Annotated in this window: 18 protein-coding genes; 11 read left to right on the forward strand and 7 right to left on the reverse strand. The window is 45.7% G+C overall.

Annotated features, from left to right (window positions below; all coding sequences use genetic code 11):
* Positions 1-3: 3 nt before the first annotated feature.
* The gene (locus ACXACM_RS18415; RefSeq protein WP_474823575.1) at positions 4-429 is read left to right on the forward strand and encodes a CopD family protein; all 426 of its coding nucleotides are present in this window, start codon (positions 4-6) and stop codon (positions 427-429) included.
* 82 nt (positions 430-511) lie between these two features.
* Positions 512-688: a hypothetical protein gene (locus tag ACXACM_RS18420; RefSeq protein WP_474823577.1), complete on the forward strand. Its 177-nt coding sequence runs from the start codon at positions 512-514 to the stop codon at positions 686-688.
* Between the two features lie 4 nt (positions 689-692).
* On the opposite strand, the gene ACXACM_RS18425 is transcribed toward ACXACM_RS18420, so the two are convergent.
* Positions 693-1,346, reverse strand: a complete 654-nt coding sequence (locus ACXACM_RS18425; protein ID WP_474823578.1) for a UPF0149 family protein — start codon at positions 1,344-1,346, stop codon at positions 693-695.
* 80 nt (positions 1,347-1,426) lie between these two features.
* Here ACXACM_RS18425 and ACXACM_RS18430 point away from each other — a divergent pair, with 80 nt between their 5' ends.
* Positions 1,427-2,626 carry an Nramp family divalent metal transporter gene (locus ACXACM_RS18430; RefSeq protein ID WP_474823579.1) on the forward strand — a complete coding sequence of 400 codons (1,200 nt, stop codon included), beginning with the start codon at positions 1,427-1,429 and terminating at the stop codon, positions 2,624-2,626.
* Here ACXACM_RS18430 and ACXACM_RS18435 read toward each other — a convergent pair.
* From ACXACM_RS18435 to typA, 3 genes are all read right to left on the reverse strand, one after another.
* Positions 2,612-3,748 carry a MalY/PatB family protein gene (locus ACXACM_RS18435; RefSeq protein ID WP_474823580.1) on the reverse strand — a complete coding sequence of 379 codons (1,137 nt, stop codon included), beginning with the start codon at positions 3,746-3,748 and terminating at the stop codon, positions 2,612-2,614. The two genes, ACXACM_RS18430 and ACXACM_RS18435, sit on opposite strands and share 15 nt — an antisense overlap.
* A gap of 116 nt (positions 3,749-3,864) precedes the next feature.
* Positions 3,865-4,239 (reverse strand): response regulator, encoded by a 375-nt coding sequence (locus ACXACM_RS18440; RefSeq protein WP_474823582.1) that lies wholly within the window; start codon positions 4,237-4,239, stop codon positions 3,865-3,867.
* Positions 4,240-4,366: 127 nt separating this feature from the next.
* Entirely contained in the window at positions 4,367-6,196 is a 1,830-nt protein-coding gene (gene typA, locus ACXACM_RS18445) for a translational GTPase TypA (protein ID WP_474823583.1), read from the reverse strand.
* 444 nt (positions 6,197-6,640) lie between these two features.
* Between typA and glnA the strand changes: the two genes are divergently transcribed.
* From glnA to glnG, 4 genes are all read left to right on the forward strand, one after another.
* Positions 6,641-8,050, forward strand: a complete 1,410-nt coding sequence (gene glnA / locus ACXACM_RS18450; protein ID WP_474823585.1) for a glutamate--ammonia ligase — start codon at positions 6,641-6,643, stop codon at positions 8,048-8,050.
* A gap of 103 nt (positions 8,051-8,153) precedes the next feature.
* Positions 8,154-8,687 (forward strand): DUF4124 domain-containing protein, encoded by a 534-nt coding sequence (locus ACXACM_RS18455; protein WP_474823586.1) that lies wholly within the window; start codon positions 8,154-8,156, stop codon positions 8,685-8,687.
* 128 nt (positions 8,688-8,815) lie between these two features.
* Positions 8,816-9,901 carry a nitrogen regulation protein NR(II) gene (gene glnL / locus ACXACM_RS18460; RefSeq protein WP_474823587.1) on the forward strand — a complete coding sequence of 362 codons (1,086 nt, stop codon included), beginning with the start codon at positions 8,816-8,818 and terminating at the stop codon, positions 9,899-9,901.
* Positions 9,894-11,309 (forward strand): nitrogen regulation protein NR(I), encoded by a 1,416-nt coding sequence (gene glnG, locus ACXACM_RS18465; protein ID WP_474823589.1) that lies wholly within the window; start codon positions 9,894-9,896, stop codon positions 11,307-11,309. Before glnL ends, glnG begins: the two co-directional genes overlap by 8 nt.
* A gap of 60 nt (positions 11,310-11,369) precedes the next feature.
* Here glnG and ACXACM_RS18470 read toward each other — a convergent pair whose 3' ends face one another.
* Positions 11,370-12,524, reverse strand: coding sequence for an HD domain-containing phosphohydrolase (locus tag ACXACM_RS18470; RefSeq protein ID WP_474823590.1), 1,155 nt, complete (start codon positions 12,522-12,524; stop codon positions 11,370-11,372).
* Positions 12,525-12,774: 250 nt separating this feature from the next.
* Between ACXACM_RS18470 and ACXACM_RS18475 the strand changes: the two genes are divergently transcribed.
* The 3 genes from ACXACM_RS18475 to ACXACM_RS18485 all read left to right on the forward strand — a co-directional run bounded on the left by ACXACM_RS18475 (position 12,775) and on the right by ACXACM_RS18485 (position 14,797).
* Entirely contained in the window at positions 12,775-13,497 is a 723-nt protein-coding gene (locus ACXACM_RS18475; RefSeq protein WP_474824410.1) for a 1-acylglycerol-3-phosphate O-acyltransferase, read from the forward strand.
* 55 nt (positions 13,498-13,552) lie between these two features.
* On the forward strand, positions 13,553-13,933 hold the full coding sequence (rraB, locus tag ACXACM_RS18480) for a ribonuclease E inhibitor RraB (protein ID WP_474823591.1): 381 nt from the start codon (positions 13,553-13,555) through the stop codon (positions 13,931-13,933).
* Positions 13,934-14,071: 138 nt separating this feature from the next.
* Positions 14,072-14,797 carry a choice-of-anchor H family protein gene (locus ACXACM_RS18485; RefSeq protein ID WP_474823592.1) on the forward strand — a complete coding sequence of 242 codons (726 nt, stop codon included), beginning with the start codon at positions 14,072-14,074 and terminating at the stop codon, positions 14,795-14,797.
* A 69-nt stretch (positions 14,798-14,866) separates the two neighbouring features.
* On the opposite strand, the gene ACXACM_RS18490 is transcribed toward ACXACM_RS18485, so the two are convergent.
* Both ACXACM_RS18490 and ACXACM_RS18495 read right to left on the reverse strand, forming a co-directional pair.
* Entirely contained in the window at positions 14,867-15,085 is a 219-nt protein-coding gene (locus ACXACM_RS18490; protein WP_474823594.1) for a type II toxin-antitoxin system antitoxin, read from the reverse strand.
* Between the two features lie 20 nt (positions 15,086-15,105).
* A complete protein-coding gene (locus ACXACM_RS18495; protein ID WP_474823595.1) occupies positions 15,106-15,960 on the reverse strand; it encodes an SPFH domain-containing protein in 855 nt (284 codons plus the stop codon).
* Between the two features lie 247 nt (positions 15,961-16,207).
* On the opposite strand from ACXACM_RS18495, the gene ACXACM_RS18500 reads away from it, so the two are divergent.
* Complete coding sequence (locus ACXACM_RS18500) at positions 16,208-17,401, forward strand: ABC transporter substrate-binding protein (RefSeq protein ID WP_474824412.1); 1,194 nt, start codon at positions 16,208-16,210, stop codon at positions 17,399-17,401.

Raw genomic sequence — 17,401 nt, forward strand, 5'->3', positions numbered from 1 at the left:
CACATGATTTTATGGATAAAAGCGCTACACGTATTTTTCATGGTTGCCTGGCTTGCCGGTATCTTTTACCTGCCACGGCTGTTTGTCTATCACGCAAACACTTCTGACGCCAACGTAAAAAGCCAGTTCTGCATTATGGAAAGGAGGTTGTGGTTTTTTGTCACCCCTTTTGCCATATTAACTGCCGTGTTCGGTATAACACTTATTTATATGTATGGTATGGCTTGGTTTAAAGCGTCTGGCTGGCTGCACGTGAAGCTTACACTTTTACTTGCTATTTATGGCTATCACATCTATTTATATAAACTAATGAAAGCGTTCGAACGGGATGAAAATAACCATTCGTCTAAGTTCTACCGCATATTAAATGAAGCACCGGTTTTACTTCTGCTTGCCATAGTTGTTCTTGCTGTGGTAAAACCATTTTGAACCGCATTGGTCTACAATTGCGTAGTTAATGGAAGTAATTGCGCTCGTATCGGGTCTTTCTAATTTAACTGGCGGAAAATACATGGATGTAAGCAACGAACATCTCAAAGCACTTCTTGAAAAAACAGACCTCGCTTTCCAAGCGTTACTTAGAGAACCTGACTCTGAGGAACTTAATCTTGCTTATGAAGACGCAAAGACCGAACTCGATAACTATATTAGTTCAGTCAGGCAGCGTCTCTCGCAACGCAACCGTTAGAAAATCACTGATTTTTAACGAAAGTTTCAAACTGATTAGGTAATACTGCGGCTAACTCCCCGGCCAATGCAATATATTCTTTCAACATGCTGGGTATTTGTTTAACAAGCGCCGGCATATGCTCTTTTAATTGAGTTGCATTTTCCTCATTTCTCATCGACAGAGCCAATTCAACATCCGCCAGGGTAGAAAAAAGTGATAAACAGCGACGTAATCGTTTCTCCGGCGCTTCTTGCTTATCAGTAGAAGTGCTTTTTTCTAACTCTGCAGCCAAGGTCCAGGCACGCTGCCAGCAAGGTTCGAGTTGCTTATGTGCGGCAAGCAAGCCAGTTAGCCATTTTTCCAGATCTGAGGCAACCTCGCCATTTTCCTGTAACCGCAAATAGGCTTGAGGCATACAACCTATTTCCCCACGCATTTTTCCCAGCGTTTCTCGTAGAGCATGCATCAATCCTTCTGCCAACGTGTCCATCGAAAGCGACGGATGTGACTCTCTGTTTCCCTGAACAAGCCAGGGCATCCAGGTCTCTGGCATGGGGATTTCCGGACAAGCGGCGACGGCAAAAATGAAACCCTCCGCAAAAGAACGCTCTGGTAACACTGAGCGATAAGTAGCAGAGGTATATAAATCAATAAATTGTGTGCCGGAAGCTGCCATTTTGTCCTACACCTTGCCTTGTATCAGTTAATCGTTATGCTGCTTAGTCTAATAGTAAAAAAATGAATTGGAACACCTTTATGGCCAAAGACAAATCTGGATTTATCATCGCCGCTGCGTTTATTGGGCCCGGAACTGTGACAACCGCCAGCCTGGCTGGAGCACAGTTCGGGTTTCACTTAGTATGGGCGCTGCTTTTCTCGATTTTCGCCACCATAGTATTACAAGACATGGCAGCCCGACTTGGCATTGGTACTGGGAAAAGTCTCGCCCATTGCCTGGTAGCACTTTCTGACAATCCCTTTCTTCAAAAACTATCTGTTGTACTTATTATTTCAGCAATAGGCTTGGGTAATGCGGCATACGAGTCCGGCAACCTCACAGGAGCCGCCATTGGCCTGCACAGTATCGCACCTATTGGCGTCTCTTTATGGGCAGGTATCCTGGGTTTGATTGCAGCAGTATTGCTTTACTCAGGAAAGTACAAACTAATTGAGAGTGTGTTGGTCGGATTGGTTACATTAATGGCGTTGGTATTCATGATCACGCTTATTGTCGCAAAACCAGATCTGGCCGCCATGGCAACCCAATTAGTTACCCCTCGCTTCGATAGCCTTACCACCACAATGGTTCTTGCCCTTATTGGTACTACTATTGTGCCTTATAATCTCTTCCTTCACGCAAGTCTCGTTGCACAAGCTTACAAGGGCCAGGACAAGACTGCGGCTATCAAAACCTGCAGACGCCAATCTGCATTTGCTATTGGTTTCGGTGGAGTGATAACAATAGTGATAGTCGCCACGGCAATGACAGCATTTTTTGGCCACGCAATGACGTTAAATGCGGGAAATATGAGTGAGCAGCTTGCTCCGGTTTTAGGCGATAAAGCAACCTGGTTTTTCGGTGCAGGCATGTTAGCTGCGGGTCTCACTAGCGCAATCACCGCTCCACTTGCAGCAGCTTATGCCATTTGTGGTGCGCTGGGGAAACCCGCTGATTTGCATTCGCCTTTTTTTAAAACAATATGGGGGCTAATTATTGGTATCGGGATCATTGTTGCCAGTGCTGGTTTTAAACCACTTACCGCTATTATTTTTGCGCAGGCAGCCAACGCCCTGCTGTTGCCCGTAGTAGCTGTATTTTTGCTGGCGGTAATGAACCAAAAAGCTGTACCCGCGACATTTAGAAATAGCACTCTAAGCAATTTGCTTGGTGGCCTGACGGTGATATTCATCATTGCACTTGCGGGTAACAAGCTATTGCAATTATTTTCCGGCTAACCGGCTCAGTATTTTATCGAGCATATCCCTGCTACAGCCAAAGTTAATACGCAGGAACTCGGGAGCGAGAAAATCACTACCAGGTGATGGACCAACACCCCGACTCTCCGCCCATTTCTGAACGTTGGGAACATTTAGTCCACTGCCATCTACCCACGCTAAGAACGTTGCCTGGGCCTTATGCACAGATAAGCCTGGAACGCTATTCACTACTTCAATGACACGCTCCTGATTCCCTCTGAGGTAAGTAAGTAGCTCAGCGTGCCACTGATCACAGTGAGTGAAAGCGGCTTCAGTGGCCACCAGCCCCAGCACATTAACCCACGGCATGTGACCTGCGGCTGCATTTACAAATGCTTGGCGCATTTTTCTATCGGGAATAATGGCAAATGACGCGCCCAGGCCTGCGACGTTAAAAGTTTTACTCGCGGCCATCAGGGTTACACTAATATCTTTCAGAGCGGCTTCGCGACCGGCAGGTATATGGGTAGCCGACTCATCCAATATTAGGTCACAGTGAATTTCATCTGAACACAGCTTTACCTGGTTCTCTCTGCAAAGTGTGGCAATCCTGTCAATTTCAGCCTGGCTCAATACACTTCCCACCGGATTCATGGGATTACAGAGGATCAGTAACTTGCACTTTGGATCAGCGGCCTGGGTTTCAAGCTCTGCAAAGTCAATGGTTGGCCGTCCATCGACGGTAACAGTTCCAATATCAACCCGTTCCAAGCCGTTAATTTTGGGGGCGGCTAATAACGGAGGATAGTTTGGCGTCTGCACCATCACCTTGTCACCTGGTTCACAATAGGCTTTACATGCAATGTTAAATGCAGGCACAACGCCGGGCGTCCAAACCAGCCAGTCCGGATCAATCTCCCAGGCGTGTTTTTCTTTTAACCAACGCTGTACCGCGCCAATTGCTGGCTGATATTGCGCGGGTAAAACATAGCCTAAATTACCGTGCTCAACTTTTGCAGTTAACGCCTTGAGGATAGGCGGGGCACACTTAAATTCCGTGTCCGCTACCCAAGCTGGAATGATGTCCTGTCCGGCATATTTTTGCCATTTAAAAGAAAAAGTATCCTGACGGGATGGCGTCTCATCAAAGTTGAATTGCACGATAAGCTTCCTGTAAAACGATGAAAAATGAAAATATAAAAAAGATGTGCAAACTCTGTTCGCACAAATAAATGAAGAGTGTAAAGGCTAAGACCCGCTTTGACCAGACGCAACCATTAAACGAGCAAAGCTTTCACTTTGCTAATGAGATCTTCAGTGGTAAAAGGTTTTGCCAAAAACTGTGTGGCACCGCCTTTTTTAGCGGCAATGACCGTCTCTCTGGTGGCATCAGCGGTAAGAAGAATAAATGGCGAATTTACCCCGGCAGAACGACATTCTTTAAGTAGCGTCAAACCGTCGTACTGAGGCATATTCTGATCACTGATTATGAGCGACAGTTGCTTTCCTGAAGGACTGAGAAGAAACTCCCGCGCCATTTCGCTGCGACTGAAGGCAAATAGATCCACGTCCATGGAATCCTCAAGTGCGTAGCTGACAATATCAAGTGTCAATGAATCGTCATCAATTACAGCAATGTTATACGCAGCCATACAATGGCACCTCGGTGTTTACATCTCAATTAACTCGTGACCACATACTGCCTGTAAAAGCGTTTTAAAACCATGTATTAGGCGAAAAAAAAGCGCCCAATGGCGCTTTTTCAATCGAAAGACTATATTACTTTTTCTCACGAGACGCGCGTTTGCGTTCATTCTCAGTAAGTAGCTTCTTGCGAATGCGAATGCTCTCTGGCGTTACTTCTACCAGTTCATCATCGTCGATGAATTCCAAAGCTTGTTCCAGAGACATTTTGATTGGCGGAACCAAAGTTTGCGCCTCATCAGTACCAGACGCACGTACGTTGGTTAACTGTTTGCCTTTCAGCGCATTAACGGTGAGGTCGTTCTCACGGCTGTGAATACCGATAATCATGCCTTCATACACTTCCACACCATGACCGATGAACAAGCGACCACGTTCCTGCAAGTTAAACAGGGCATTAGTCAGTGCTTTACCGTTGGCATTGGCAATAAGCACACCGTTTTTACGTTTGCCAATCACACCGCCTTTATGCGCACCGTAATGATCGAATGTATGATAAAGCAATCCGGAACCCGAAGTCAGAGTCATAAACTCAGTCTGGAAACCAATCAAACCTCGACTCGGAATAACAAAGTCCATGCGAACACGACCTTTACCGTCCGGAGACATATCGGTTAGCTCAGCTTTACGCAAACCAAGTTGTTCCATGATCGAGCCTTGATCTTCACTTTCACAGTCGATGGTTAGCGTTTCGAATGGCTCTTGTAATTCGCCGTCAACTTCTCTGAGAATAACTTCCGGGCGAGATACCGCGAGTTCGTAACCTTCACGACGCATGTTTTCGATAAGAATACCAAGGTGCAACTCACCGCGACCTGAAACACGGAATTTATCCGGATCATCAGTTTCTTCAACACGCAGCGCAACGTTGTGGATCAGTTCATCCTGTAAGCGTTCGAGAATATTACGAGAGGTAACATATTTACCTTCTTTTCCAGAAAATGGAGAAGTATTAACCTGGAATGTCATCGTTACTGTTGGTTCGTCAACGGTCAATGGTGGTAATGCTTCAACACCATTTACATCACAAACTGTGTCAGAGATCTTAAGCTCTCCCAAACCAGTTATTGCGATGATGTCACCTGCATGAGCAGATTCAACTTCATGACGTTCAAGACCGAGGTAACCCAGTACCTGACCAACTTTGCCATTGCGGGTTTTGCCATCTGCACCAACAACCGTTACCTGTTGATTGGTTTTAACACTACCGCGAGTAACGCGACCAACGCCAATAACACCAACATAAGAGTTGTAATCAAGTTGGGAGATTTGCATTTGGAAAGGTCCAGTAGCATCCGCATTAGGCGCTTCTACCTGGTCCACTATCATTTGGAACAGCGGCGTCATATCTTCGCCTTGGGTATCTGAATCCATGGATGCCCAGCCGTTAAGTGCTGACGCATAGACAACCTGAAAATCAAGTTGTTCGTCAGTGGCACCAAGGTTGTCGAACAAATCAAATACCTGGTCCATCACCCAGTCGGGGCGGGCACCAGGCTTGTCAATTTTGTTGATGACAACGATAGGCTTCAACCCTTGCGCAAAAGCTTTCTGTGTCACAAAACGGGTTTGCGGCATTGGACCTTCCTGCGCGTCGACGAGCAACAACACAGAATCAGCCATTGACATAACCCGCTCTACTTCACCACCGAAATCGGCGTGTCCAGGGGTATCAACAATATTAATACGGTAATCATTCCAGTTGATGGCAGTATTCTTCGCGAGAATAGTAATGCCACGTTCTTTTTCTATATCGTTGGAATCCATTACTCGTTCTTGTGCTTCACCGCGGCTTTCCAGCGTGCCGGATTGCTGAAGCAGTTTGTCTACTAGCGTGGTTTTACCATGGTCAACGTGAGCAATGATTGCTATGTTGCGTAATTTATTTATATCAGTGGTGTTCATTGGGTCTAAGCCTTGGTGATTTGCACGTTCAACACTGTCGTGAAGCAGTGTGCAAACCGAATTGCAATTTCGGAATAGTAAAATGTGCGCGGATTGTACAGAAAATCACTTTACATTGCGCATCTTTTTTCACTTTAATTTATTGCAATTTTGTGACCATGGCACTTTGATGCGTGCTGATCACTGACTTTCTCTCTATAGCACTGGTATCACCGCCTCCTTTGCTCTACGCTAAGCTAGGAACCAATCGAGTTTATTCACCATTTAGGTGCAGCGTTGCACCAAAATGAATCATATCGTATCGACGGTGGATCAGCCCTTTCTCTGCTAAGCCGCGCCGAGACTATAGTAGGATAAATGGCACGAATATCGCTTTCTGGTTTCTACAATTTTTTGGAATGAGTATTTTCATTCCGTTTTATTCTAATAATCCCGGAGGACACAATGGCAATTGATAAGGCATTGGAGCTAATCAAAGAAAGTGAAGCTAAATTTGTAGATTTGCGTTTTACCGATACTAAAGGTAAAGAGCAACACGTCTCAATTCCAGCTAATTTAATCGATGAAGAGTTCTTTGAAGAAGGCAAAATGTTTGACGGCTCTTCTATCGCTGGTTGGAAAGGAATCAACGAATCAGACATGATTTTGATGCCTGACCCTTCGACAGCAGTTGTCGACCCATTTGCCGAAGAAGCGCAAGTAAACATCCGCTGTGATATCGTTGAGCCATCAACGATGGAAGGTTATGAGCGTGACCCTCGCTCTGTTGCACGTCGCGCAGAAGAGTATCTGAAGTCTACAGGTATTGGTGATACTTGTTACTTTGGCCCTGAGCCAGAGTTTTTCTTGTTCGACGACGTGAAATTCCACACTGACATGGCAGGCTCTTTCTTCAAGATTGATTCTTCTGAAGCCAAGTGGAATTCTGGCGCTGAGTTTGAAGGCGGAAACCTCGCTCACCGTCCAGGCGTTAAAGGCGGTTACTTCCCGGTTCCACCTGTAGATTCTGCTCACGACATCCGTGGCGCTATGTGCTTGGTAATGGAAGAAATGGGTATTGTGATTGAAGCGCATCACCACGAAGTAGCAACTGCGGGTCAGAACGAAATTGCGGCTGCTTTCAATACCTTGGTGTCTAAAGCTGACGAAATTCAAATTTACAAGTATGTTGTTCACAACGTAGCGCATGCGTATGGTCAATCAGCAACCTTTATGCCTAAGCCTCTGGTTGGCGATAACGGTTCTGGTATGCACTGTCACCAATCAATTGCTAAAGATGGTAAAAACATCTTCGCGGGTGACAAATATGCAGGTCTGTCTGAAGAAGCCTTGTACTACATTGGCGGTATCATCAAACACGCTCGTGCCATCAACGCGTTTGCCAACGCGTCAACCAACTCGTACAAGCGTTTGGTTCCAGGGTTCGAAGCACCGGTAATGTTGGCATACTCTGCTCGTAACCGCTCTGCATCAATCCGTATTCCTTACGTAACAAGTGATAAGGCTCGCCGTATCGAAGTTCGCTTCCCTGACCCAACGGCCAACCCTTACCTAGCGTTCACTGCAATGCTCATGGCAGGTCTTGACGGTATCCAGAACAAGATCCACCCTGGTGATTCTATGGACAAAGATTTGTACGATCTGCCTCCTGAAGAAGCGAAAGACATCCCGACAGTAGCAAGCTCTCTTGAGCAAGCACTTGAAGCTTTGGATAATGACCGTGACTTCTTGAAAGCCGGTGGCGTTATGACTGACGACATGATTGATGCTTACATTGCTCTGAAAGCAGAAGAAGTAACCACTCTGAACATGTCTACTCACCCAGTAGAGTTCGATATGTACTACAGCGTATAAGCTACTTTTTACTATGCTAAGCCCGCGTTTTCGCGGGCTTTTTTGTGCTCGCTAGTTGCATATTCAGCGTATAGCGCTATGCTGTTCGTTATTGGTATTAACTATGACTGGTTTCTGGAGCGATGCACCTATGAAATGGCTACTGCTTTTGTCTGGATTTCTGGCAAGCTCGGTGACGGCGCAGACCATTTATAAAGTCGTGCAAGCTGATGGCACCATTTTGTATACCGATACGCCTCAGGAAGGCGCTTCTCAGGTAGAATTATTGGGCAACACCAGTAATGTTGCCGACAGCTTACCCACGCCGCAGATTAAACCACAAACTCCTGAGAATCCTGCCCCGCGCTACAAGGTCACAATCACGTCCCCGGAGCCGGAAGCCACAATTCGCAACAACCAGGGCAACGTCACTATTTCCGCCAGTACATCGCCCTCTTTTCGCGGACGCTACCGCCTTACATTTGATGGTCAGTCTACAAGAATAAATAGTGCGGGTTCTTTTACCCTCACAGGTATAAACCGCGGTGCCCATACCTATCATATCGACATCCTGGACAATAAGGGCAAGACTCTTGCATCAACCCCCTCACAAACGCTTTACCTTCATCAGGCATCGGCGTTAATTAACACCAATTAACGTACTATGGTGGCGCATGTAGCGCACCATAGGGGTTCAGACAGAAAACTAACATTATCTAAAGTTGCGTTAATTGAGCAATAATAATTTATAATGCACCAAAATCGTGCATATGGGAGTTGCTCGGCATGTTTGCCTCCGAGTTTGATACCAATCATTTACTAAATAGCCTCAACAGCGCGTTGGTAATGGTGAATGAAAAATTACAAATTGTATATGCGAATCACGCCGGTGAAGCGCTGTTCGAAACGGGCTTTAAACAATTGTATGGTCACCAGCTGGCCGAATTTTTTATCCCAAATTCTATCAACAATGTGCGATTGAAAGCTGCGCTGCGGCGAGGGGAAGATTTCACTGAGAACGACCTTCGACTGTGCTTCAAAGATGGGCGAAACATATTATCTGATCTCACTGTGACCAACCTCAACACGGAAGACGGCCCAAAACTGATGTTCGAGGTGCGACGTATAGACCAACAGCGTCGTATTTCCCGGGAGAATCAACAAAATGCACAACATGATGCAGCCAGAGAGCTTATCCGTGGGTTAGCTCATGAAATCAAAAACCCGTTAGGTGGGATCAGGGGCGCAGCTCAGTTGCTGGAAAAAGAATTAACTAATCCGGAGCACGCTGAATTTACACAAATGATTGTCGAACAATCAGACAGACTTCGCAATCTGGTAGACAGACTTCTCGGGCCAAATTCACTGCCTCGTTTGGAATGGAGCAACTTGCATCAGGCACTTGAAAAAGTCAGAAGCCTTATGCAATTTGATTCCGACAATCCAATCACCATTATTCGCGATTATGACCCTAGTATCCCTGATCTGCGGGTCGATCAAGATATGGTCCAGCAATCCGTGCTTAATATCCTGCGTAACAGTGTACAGGCACTAACAGAAGCCAAAACCCCTTCACCGCAAATCCGGTTGGTAACCCGCATAGATCGCCAAATGACAATTTTAGGTAAACGTCATTCATTGGTTGCCAAAATACAGGTTATCGACAACGGGCCTGGTATCCCTGCCGAAATTCAGGATACCTTGTTCTATCCTATGGTTAGCAGTAAACAAAACGGCAGCGGATTAGGTTTGTCTATTGCCCAAACCCTTATTAATCACCACGGTGGCAAAATTGAAGTAGACAGCCACCCTGGCAAAACAAAATTTACCCTTTACCTCCCAATTCCCAGAAAGGAGATGGACAATGAATAGTGAATCCGTTTGGATAGTAGACGATGACAGTTCCATACGCTGGGTGTTACAAAAAGCATTACAAGCAGCGAATATTGGATGTTTGAGTTTTGAAAACCCTGAAGATCTTTTACTTCAACTTCAAAGTGGCCAAAGCCCTGAAGTGATTGTCTCAGATATAAGAATGCCGCAAATGGACGGCATGGTTCTGCTCAACGAAGTACATAACATCTCACCTTTAATTCCAGTCATTATCATGACTGCACATTCTGATTTAGACAGTGCGGTGAACGCCTATCAAAGCGGTGCGTTTGAATACCTGCCTAAGCCTTTCGACATTGACGAAGCGGTTACCCTGGTTCAGCGCGCGTTGGCCCACGCACGGGAACAAACCAGACAGTTACAGGTACCAGCTGACGAAACGCCAACAGAGATCATCGGTGAAGCACCTGCTATGCAGGAAGTATTCAGAGCCATCGGCAGGCTTTCACGTTCATCTATTAGTGTATTAATTAACGGTCAGTCTGGAACCGGTAAAGAGCTGGTTGCCCAAGCGCTGCACCGACACAGCCCCCGAGCAGCAAACCCGTTCATTGCCCTTAACATGGCTGCGATCCCAGCTGATTTGGTTGAATCTGAACTGTTCGGCCATGAGAAAGGCGCGTTCACCGGCGCACAAACGGCTCGACAAGGGCGCTTTGAACAAGCCAATGGCGGCACACTGTTTCTTGATGAGATTGGTGATATGCCCCTGGACGTGCAGACACGACTCTTGCGCGTGTTAGCTGACGGTCAATTCTATCGCGTAGGTGGACATCAATCGGTTACCGTGGACGTCAGGATCATCGCAGCAACACACCAAAATCTTGAAAAACGGGTAGCCGAGGGTAAGTTCAGGGAAGATTTGTTTCACCGATTAAACGTTATCCGCATTCACATTCCAGCATTGTCAGAGCGTCGGGAAGATATTCCTTTGCTCGCTCGTCATTTTTTGCGTACTGCAGCGAAGGAGCTTGCCGTTGAAAGTAAGTTACTGAGTAAGGAAAGTGAAAAAGTCATGACTCAGTTACCCTGGCCCGGTAATGTCAGACAACTGGAGAACGTATGTCGCTGGCTAACCGTAATGGCCAGCGGACAGGAAGTATTGCCCAGCGATCTCCCACCAGAAATCCACGGCGAAAGCAGCATAGACAAAGGGACGACTGCTACCGAAGGTGACTGGCCAGAATTATTGGCAAAATGGGCAGATATTCAGCTACGGGAAGGCCACCATAATATTCTCAATGACGCCATGGTGACATTTGAAAAGATAATGTTGGAAAGAGCGCTGCAGTATACTCACGGCCACAAGCAGGATGCAGCAAAAAGACTGGGATGGGGCCGTAATACGCTAACCCGAAAATTAAAAGAACTGGATGTGAATGATTAGCACCAAGCCTGCATAGCCGCTCTTTTGCCTCATTGAGGCAAAAGAGCGGCCAGGATAAGTCTAGCCATTTTTCGTTAAGAGTTTTGTCATTGCCTGATTAAAGTGGCGGAGCCATTTCGTGCTAAATTGCCCTTTTGCATGGCGATTAAGTTCGATAACAGCTTGTTTCTTGGACATCTGATTTTCTCGATTATGTGCTCTGGAGTGCGTCATCGCATCGAAAGTATCAAGAATGGCCAACAATTTTGCTCCATCACAAATATCTTCTTCTTTGAGCCCAAGAGGATAACCATTCCCATCGGCTCTCTCGTGATGTTGCATCACGATTTTCCGGGCGTGATCCCACTGATTAAGATGTTCTAGCAACCGGGAACTTTTGTAAACGTGGGAACGCATCAAATTAAACTCAGCTTCAGTATATGGCTCATTTTTGTTTAATAATGTCAGCGGCATAAACGCCATACCAAAATCATGAACGTAACACGCCACAGAAAGCTGATCATCGTCAATCAGACCACCTGATTCATGGTTAATGTATAAAGCCAGCTTGGCGATCCTGTCGCCCCGCCCAGCCCAATAGTTAGAGCGATGCTCAATGGTTTGCATGAGATCCCGGAAAAACAACATATCCTCACGCTTATCCCCGCTAACCGTTTTTAATATACCCGTGTTAGCCACGGTGGCAGGTGGTTTGGAAGAGGCAGTTTCGGCGCTTGCAGCTGTTTCCCCACTATCCAGGGCTATATCTAAATTCGGATTTAACAACAACACGGCTTCAGCCAACAAGCGGTCATGCTCTTTGTGGTTCTCAGGGGTGATCCTCCCGATGGCCAAGACCAACTGTTCGTGAAGTTCATTGTCGTAACTTACCTGTCCTGCGTCCATAACACCTTCGACAAAGCTCTTAACTCTATCCATGGTAAGTAGCACGAGGTCGCTCATAGTGCTTGTGTATTCAATCTGACCTTTTCGCAAGAAATCCAACAGATCTTCAACGTGCTGAAGTAATGGAATCATAGGACCAAAATTAACCAGCCCTAAATCGCCTTTAATGGTATGAATCGACCGAAACAAGCTTCGTTGCAACTCATTATCTTTAGGTCGAAGTTCCAACTCAATTAGCGTTTGCTCGCTTGACTCATAGAGTTCGTTGATCTCCTCCATCAGGTCGACAAGAATGTCGTCTTCAAGCTCTTCAGGTGTAAACGTCTGCATTTTTTCGATACCACATTGTGATTGAGGTTAAAAAGCACTCGTGCTATTTAAGGATAGAGTACATTTCAATGGCTACCAGGTAATATTAAGTTATATCACCAAGCTCACACTTTCGCTAATTGCTAAGGCTTTGACTTTGGTTTAATAGACAGCAAGCCGGGAATGTGTGTAAGAGTAAAAAATACTGATCGGATAACTGAATGGTCGAAGATCACGTATACTGCCGCGAAAGAAATTTATGGGATATTTTGTGTTAGCTATTCTTCGCGTCATTGCGCTTTTCATCGCGTTTGTCGTCATCAATCTTGCAGTATTAATCGTTTGTATCGTTCGCCCTTTCCACAAAGATAATGTACATTTTGGCGGTCAGGCCTATGCACTGATGTCACGGATTGTCGGTCTGAAAGTTGTTATTCGAAAAGATCCTGCCGTTCAGGCCGACACACCTTATGTTTTTATTGCTAATCATCAAAACAGTTTTGACCTCATTACGATTTGTAAAGCTGCACTTCCCGGCGTCGTTACGATTGGTAAGAAGAGTCTGAAATGGATCCCTATCTTTGGTCAAATTTACTGGCTTTCCGGCAACATTATGATTGATCGGAAAAACTCCGGTCGAGCCAGAGATACCCTACTTCTTGCCGGTGAAAAAATTAAGGCAAAGAAAACCTCTGTCTGGGTGTTCCCTGAAGGCACCAGGAGTTACGGCAGAGGCCTTCTGCCATTCAAAACAGGCGCATTCAGGCTGGCCCAAGCCGCGCAGGAGCCGGTGGTTATGGTTACGGCAAGTGATCTTCACAAAAAGGTAAAGCTCAATCGCTGGAACAATGGCACCATTCTTATTGATATTTCGTCACCAGTGGTACTGGATGACTCAAAATCAATAAAACAGTGGGCGGAGTTTTTTCACAAAAGAATGCAAGACGCTTTTATCAGTATTAGCAAGGAAGCTGAAGAAGTAGAAAAGAGATAGCTTCCGCTGCAGCAGTTCATTACACTACGCCCAATCTTATTTACGGATGACGCGAATGAACCAGTTTGACGAACGAGAAGAGTGGTACGATTTTAACCAGGAAACGATAGATGCCCTGCTTGAAGACGGCAGCCTGCCAGATGCCGTTTACACGATTGAGTATCACCTTGCTTCTGACGACTTCGATATTTTGGAAAAAGCTGCGGTAGATGCGTTTAAAGCGGGCTTTGAAGTATCTGACGCTGAAGAACTTATGTTAGATGATGGTGGCACAATCTTTTGTTTTGACGCCGTTGTCGAACGCAAACTCGACCGTTCAGCATTAGATAAAGACACAGACACATTACTGAAAATTGCAGATAAGCACGACGTTCACTACGATGGATGGGGCACCTATTTCATGCCTCAAGACGGCGAATCTGCGCTGGATGACTAAGTCTCCTTACGCCAAACAAAGTACAAATTTGTTAATCGCCGGGCATAAAAAGCCGGCGATTAAGGTTTGTTTCAGTTTTTGTTCATGTTGAAAAAGCGACACTGTCCTCACTGAAAGCTATTCATTCGAGGACTGCACATGCACAAAACTAACTATGCGACTCTATCAGCCTTAGTAATTACCACGCTGCTGGTTGCGCCCCTTGCACAAGCAGACACAGAAACTAAACAAACCGAAGTAAAAGAGTATCAGTTCGGCGTTGAACACGAGGCACTCTCAGACAGCGCCATCACAAGGTCAACTGAAAACCAGCGAACAAGCGCGTCTGCTTCCAAAAAAAGAAGTACGCAAAATGTTGTAGTAAATACAGATTTCTGGATTTATGACGCCTGGGTAGAACGCAATTTTGATGCTGATCACGACGGTTATCACAGTCGCTTTTCAGTCGTTTTGGATGCCGATACCATCTATGCTGAAGTCCCGGTTTATGTCGTCATGTATTTAGGGGATGCCGAGACCTACTACCCTGTTCATACGTCATCTGACTTTTTCATTTACGGTGAAAGTTCCAACGATGAATTTGTTATTGAAACAGAGTTAGTGTCGGGTTTTCGCCCCTACGACTACGATATTTTAATTGAGTTGTACGATGCACAAACGGAAGAGTTACTGGCCGTTAGTGATCATACCAACGATGCCGATCTCAACTTTGTGCCCCTTGAGAGTGAGAACTATGACAGAGCAGATCACGATGTCATTGTAGAAGTAAGAGAGCATGGAGGAAGTGTTTACTGGCCGCTGCTGGCTGGTTTACTGAGCATGGTTATTGGGCGTAAACTGTTAAGAAAACGCCATTCAAAATAACCTTACTGGCGATCTCCAGATTATCAGACTACTGGCAGTAAAACGTATACCTGCCAGTAGTCTAGCCCATCAGTCATTACCCTGATTGCTGTTTCGGTCTGGCTCTATAACTACGTCAGTAACGACCTTCTCAACCAGCTTAACCCTTTTTTGTCTGACTAAGGCTTCCCGCAATACATATTCAATTTGTGCGTTCACACTGCGTAACTCATCATCAGCCCAACGCTGCATTGCAGCCAGCACATTGGCATTGATTCGCAGTGGATACGCCTTTTTTTTGTCTGGCATGAACCATCCCGATCGTTGATTTAATAAAGACTGCCGCTGTTTACAACAGGTTGCGCAGCTTTGTCACCACATAGTACCACGAGCAGATTACTGACCATATTTGCTTTGCGCTCATCATCCAGTTCCACAACTTCTTTTTCACTTAACCCGGAAAGGGCCATTTCTACCATGCCAACTGCGCCATCGACAATTTTACGCCTCGCAGCAATAATGGCTGAAGCCTGCTGCCGTTGTAACATAGCACTTGCAATTTCTGGTGCGTAGGCAAGATGACTGAGCCGTGCTTCATGCACAGTAATACCCGCTTTATTGAGTCTTGCCTGGATTTCTGACTGCAAATGATCAGAAATCCGTTGTGGATGACTTCGCAATGCCACTTCTGCTTCTTCATCATCTCTGGGATCATAAGGAAAACTGCTGGCCATATTTCTTATGGCTGATTCACTTTGTATAACCACATAGCTTTCGAAATTATCCACTTCAAAAACAGCTTCAGCGGTGTCTGTAACAGACCAGACAATTATCGCCGCAATTTCAATGGGGTTACCCTGATTATCGTTTACCTTCATCTGTGCACTTTCAAAATTTCGTATGCGCAGTGAAAGGGTTTTTCTCATAAACAGAGGCACTGTCCAGCGAAGTCCATTTGCCTTCACCGTACCCACATAACTTCCAAAGAATGTCAGCACCTTCCCCTGGTTAGGTTGAACCATAAAAAAGCCGGCCCAACAAACACCGACAATTAGGGCTGGTAATAAATGCCACAGTGCTTTGTGCGCGGTGCTGTCGAAATAAACCAGCGTTCCAATTTGTGCAAGTAGCAGCACGACCACCATCGTAAATCCATTAACAGAAAAACCTTTATTCTCGTTCACTCAAACTCTCCGTGATATCATTATGATATCAAAATATTACAACTCTATAGCTTTTGTCAATTGTTCTCGTGCACGCTCGTTTTAAGTTAATAAGAAATAAACGGTTTATCTTTGGCAAGATAGGAATTTAGCTGCCACAATGTAGATAAGGGATTTTGTTTATCAAGTACTAATGGCTATAAAAAAAGTTTCCAGAACTCGTCGAAAGCTAATGAAAGGGACACTTGCCAGCTGGCTTACTGCTGGCATGGTGCCATTTGCTATTGGAAAAGAGAAACCGCTCGTTCGCGTGCTGGGAACTCATGTCACTCTTCAGGAAGCTCTCAAACAAAGAGCAATGGAAGATATTGGTATCAGACTTGCTTTTACGCCCGGCGGAAGTGCGTCGGTTTTACAAAAGGCAACGATGAATCCAGCGGGCTTTGATTTGTATGAGCAATGGTCTAATAGCATCAATGTGCTTTGGCGCTCAGATGCCATTCAACCCATCGACACATCCCGCCTTTCCTACTGGGATGAAGTGAACGACTTAACCAGAACGGGTAAAATAACGCCTACAGCGAAAATCGGTGCGGGTGATGCACCACACAAAATTATCAACGTAGGGGACGATGGTAAACTAGGGCGTGAATATAGCGGCAAAATTAGTTTTTTACCGTATGTGCACAATGTTGATTCATTTGGTTATGACAGTAGTGCATTACCCCATGATTTAAAGTCTCAGAGTGAAAGTTGGGGCTGGCTACTCGACTCCCGCTTTTCCGGAAAGGTGGCCATTGTCAACGACCCAACCATTGGCTTGTTCGACCTGGCGCTTGCGGCTCAGGCAAAGGGCTATATAACCTTTGCAGACATTGGCGCAATTACCCGCCAGGAACTCGATGAATTATTCACGCTACTCATAGAGCTAAAACAACTTCAACATTTCAGCGGGTTTTGGACATCCGTACCTGAATCCGTTCGATTCATGCGAACCAATCGAGTAGAAATAGAAAGTATGTTTTCACCCGCAGTATCACAGTTAAACGGTGATAACATTCCCGTGCGATTTGCTGCGCCCAAAGAAGGGTATCGTGGCTGGCATGGGGTTATGTGCTTATCATCTGCAACCCAGGGCAGAGTCAAAGACGCAGCCTATGAGTATATGAACTGGTGGTTGTCAGGATGGCCCGGCGCGTTTATTGCCAGACAGGGATATTATATTTCCAACCCTCTTCGTTCAAAACCTTACCTCAGCGATGCTGAATGGCAGTACTGGTATGAGGGTTTACCAGCACAAGAAGCATTAAAAGGCCCCGACGGTAAGGTATCAGTTTCAATCGGGCAACAGCGTTCAGGCGGAAGCTATGAAAGTCGCTTCAGCAATGTCGCTGTATGGAATACCGTTATGCCGACTTATGAATACAGTTTGCAAAAATGGTATGAATTTATTACTTCCTGA

This window comes from Alteromonas sp. AWQ4_252 (assembly GCF_056158205.1).